3 protein-coding genes are annotated in these 3456 nt (G+C 73.4%); 2 read left to right on the top strand and 1 reads right to left on the bottom strand.

The features are described 5' to 3' along the window. On the bottom strand, window positions 1-506 hold a 506-nt coding region (locus DVH02_RS37280), incomplete at its 3' end, for a GntR family transcriptional regulator (RefSeq protein WP_147286205.1). A gap of 215 nt (window positions 507-721) precedes the next feature. Between DVH02_RS37280 and manD the strand changes: the two genes are divergently transcribed. Further along, the gene (gene manD, locus DVH02_RS33780; protein ID WP_114627647.1) at window positions 722-1930 is read left to right on the top strand and encodes a D-mannonate dehydratase ManD; all 1209 of its coding nucleotides are present in this window, start codon (window positions 722-724) and stop codon (window positions 1928-1930) included. After that, window positions 1927-3420 (top strand): mannitol dehydrogenase family protein, encoded by a 1494-nt coding sequence (locus DVH02_RS33775; protein ID WP_199566517.1) that lies wholly within the window; start codon window positions 1927-1929, stop codon window positions 3418-3420. The genes manD and DVH02_RS33775 overlap by 4 nt, the downstream gene beginning before the upstream one ends. Window positions 3421-3456: the final 36 nt, after the last annotated feature.

Raw genomic sequence — 3456 nt, 5'->3', positions numbered from 1 at the left:
TCCGGGAGGCCGTCGAACTGGCCTCGCTGGAGGATCTGCCCGCGGAGCCCGCCCCCGAGCTGGTCGCCGAGCTGCGGCACAACCTGGCGGAGCAGCAGCGGCCCGGCCTCGATCTGGAGGGCTTCTTCGAGCTGGACGAGGCGTTCCACCAGCTGCTGCTCCGCCAGGTTGTGCCGCAGCTCGGCGACCAGCTCGGGGGCGGGCTCCGCGGGCAGATCCTCCAGCGAGGCCAGTTCGACGGCCTCCCGGAGGAACTGCGCGTCGGCCACCTTGGCCGGGTCGACGCGTGAGACGAACGATCCCACCTGGGGGAAGACCTGGACGAGGCCCTCTTCGGAGAGCAGGATCAGGCTCTCCCTGACGGGGGTGCGGCTCACCCCGAGGGATGCCGCGAGTTCGTTCTCCGACAGGGCCGAACCCGGCGGGAACTCCAGGGTCAGAACCTTGCGGCGCAACGTCGTGTAGACGGCGCGGCGGCTGGTCCCGCGCCGGTTCGATTGAGCCATGCGCTCATCGTATCGGGGCGGCGGCCGTGCGGTCGCACTCCCGTCCGCGAGACCGCGCCGACCTGCGGGGCAATGCCGCCGCACCACCGCGAGATCAGCGCCGCACATGTATTGCTTCTCTTCGCGACCGATGCTTGTATACCAGTCGTGCCGACCAGTGGGGGTCTCACGCGTCCACCGCGGGCGGCACGGGAAACGTCCGAAGGAGTGGACCTGTGAACAAGATCGAACGTGTCGAGGTGTTCGTCGCCTCCCCCGGGCGGACCTTCGTCACCCTGCGCATCACGACGTCGGACGGGGTGACCGGCCACGGCGACGCCACGCTGAACGGCCGCGAGCTGGCCGTCGCCAGCTATCTGCGCGACCACCTCGTCCCGCTGCTGATCGGCAGGGACCCGGCGCGCATCGAGGACATGTGGCAGTACCTGTACCGGGGCGCCTACTGGCGGCGCGGCCCGGTCACGATGACCGCGATCGCCGCCGTCGACACCGCCCTGTGGGACATCAAGGGCAAGGTCGCGGGACTGCCCGTCTACCAGCTGCTCGGCGGTCGCTCGCGCGACGGTGTGCTGGTGTACTCGCACGCCAGCGGCACGGACGTCCCCTCGCTGCTCGACGACGTGGACCGGTTCCTCGACCTCGGCTACCAGGCCGTACGGGCGCAGGCGGCCGTACCGGACGTCGGCGGGAGTTACGGCGTGCGCAAGGGCAAGGTGTACGAGCCCGCCGCGACCTCGCTGCCCGACGAGCAGCCCTGGGACACCGAGGCGTATCTGCGGTTCGCGCCGACCTACCTGGAGGCCGTGCGCGAGCGCTTCGGCTTCGGCTTCCACCTGCTGCACGACGTGCACCACCGGCTCACGCCCATCGAGGCGGCCCGGTTCGGCAAGCGCGTCGAGGAGAGCCGGCTGTTCTGGATGGAGGATCCGACCCCGGCCGAGAACCAGGAGGCGTTCCGGCTGATCCGGCAGCACACGACGACGCCCATCGCGGTGGGCGAGGTGCTGACCTCGATCTGGGACGTCCAGCACCTGATCACCGAGCAGCTCATCGACTACGTGCGCACCACCGTCGTGCACGCCGGCGGCATCACGCATCTGCGCCGGATCTTCGACCTGGCCGCGCTCTACCAGGTGCGGACCGGCTCGCACGGGGCGACGGACCTCTCGCCGGTCTCGCTGGCCGCCGCCGTCCATGTGGACATCACCGTGCCCAACTTCGGCATCCAGGAGTACATGGGGCACGCCGACGAGACCGCGGAGGTCTTCCGCAGCGGGGTGACCTTCGCCGACGGCATGCTGCACCCCTCGGAGGAGCCGGGCCTCGACGTCTCCTACGACGAGAAGGCGGCCGAGCGCTTCCCGTACCAGGCCCGCTATCTGCCGGTGGCGCGCCGTCTCGACGGGTCGGTGCACGACTGGTGAGCGAGCCCACCCCGACCGCGCCGGGCGGCTGCGCGCCGCCGTCCCTGGGGCGCGCCGCGCTCGGTCGGCTCGCGCCGGCGCTGCGCCCGGCCGTCGATCCGCGCGAACTGCGTCCCCGCGTCGTCCACTTCGGGCTGGGCGCGTTCCACCGCGCCCACCAGGCCCTCTACACCGAGCGGGCCTCGGCGCGCTCCGGCGAGCCGTGGGGGATCGTCGCGGTCGCCCCGCGCTCGGACGCCGCCGTGGCGGCGATGCGCGCGCAGGACTGTCTCTACTCGCTGACCGAACGCCGCCCCGAGGGGCCCGTCACGCGGGTGGTCGGGTCGGTCACCGAGGCGCTCGCGATGCGACGGGACGCCGTACGGGTCGATGCGCTGCTCGCCTCCCCCGAGGTCACCGCGGTGACGCTGACCATCACCGAGAAGGGCTACCACCGCCGCCCAGGCGACGGTGAACTCGACATCCGCGCACCGGAGATCGCGGCGGACCTCGCCGCGCCCGAGGGCGGCGGCCTCACCACCGTCGTGGGGCGGATCGCCGCCGGGCTCGCCGCGCGGATGCGCGCGACAGGGGCGCCTCTCTCGCTCGTGTCCTGCGACAACATGGCGGCGAACGGCGCCGCGCTGGCCACGGTCGTCCGGGGGTTCGTCGCGGCGTCGTCCTGGCCCTCGCGGCAGGCGTTGCTGGACTGGATGGCGGACTCGGTGGCCTTCCCCGCGACCGTGGTCGACCGGATCGTGCCCGCGACGGCCGACGCGGACCGGCGGGCCGCCGAGGCGGCGCTCGGGGTGCGCGACCGGGTGCCGGTCGTCGGCGAGCCGTACCGGAGCTGGGTCCTGGAGGACTCGTTCGCCGGACCGCGACCGCCGTGGGAACTGGACGGCGCGCTGTTCGTCGCCGATGTGGCGCCCTACCAGCTCACGAAGTTGCGGCTGCTCAACGGAGCACACTCCGCCCTCGCCCACCTGGGCGCGGTGGCGGGGTGCGGGACCGTCGCCGACGCCCTGTCCACCGACTGGGGCGAGCGGCTCGTACGCGGGCTGTGCGCCGAGGTCGGGCCGACCCTGCCCGTCGGCGGGCCCGACCCGGCGGCCTACGCGGACGATCTCGTCGAGCGGTTCCGCAACCCCTCCATGCGCCATCTGCTCCGGCAGATCGGCTCCGACAGCTCGTTGAAGATCCCCGAGCGGTGGTTCGGCGCGCTGCGCGCGCTGCGCTCCGCCTCGGCGCACGCCCCCGTACTCGAACTCGCCCTCGCCGGCTGGGCGCACGCCACCCGCCCCGGTCGCGACGGCGGCCAGCTGTACGGGACGACCGACCCGGCGGCCGACGCGCTCGGCGCCGGACGGCGGGACGCGCCGGACACCGAGGACACCGTACGGCGGCTGCTGCGCGTGGTCGGCGCGGCGGATCTCGCCGAGGACGCCGCGCTGGTGGGAGCGGTCACCGCCCGGCTGCCCGCGCTGCGGGCCGGCCGGATCGAGATCTGACCGCTTCCCCGCCGCTCTCCGCCTCCTCCCGCCGCC

Origin of the sequence: Streptomyces corynorhini (genome assembly GCF_003346515.1) — a bacterium.
In the GTDB taxonomy this organism is placed as follows: domain Bacteria; phylum Actinomycetota; class Actinomycetes; order Streptomycetales; family Streptomycetaceae; genus Streptomyces; species Streptomyces corynorhini.
The sequence above is the reverse complement of the archived record's forward strand: the minus strand, read 5'-3'. Positions and strand labels throughout refer to the sequence as shown.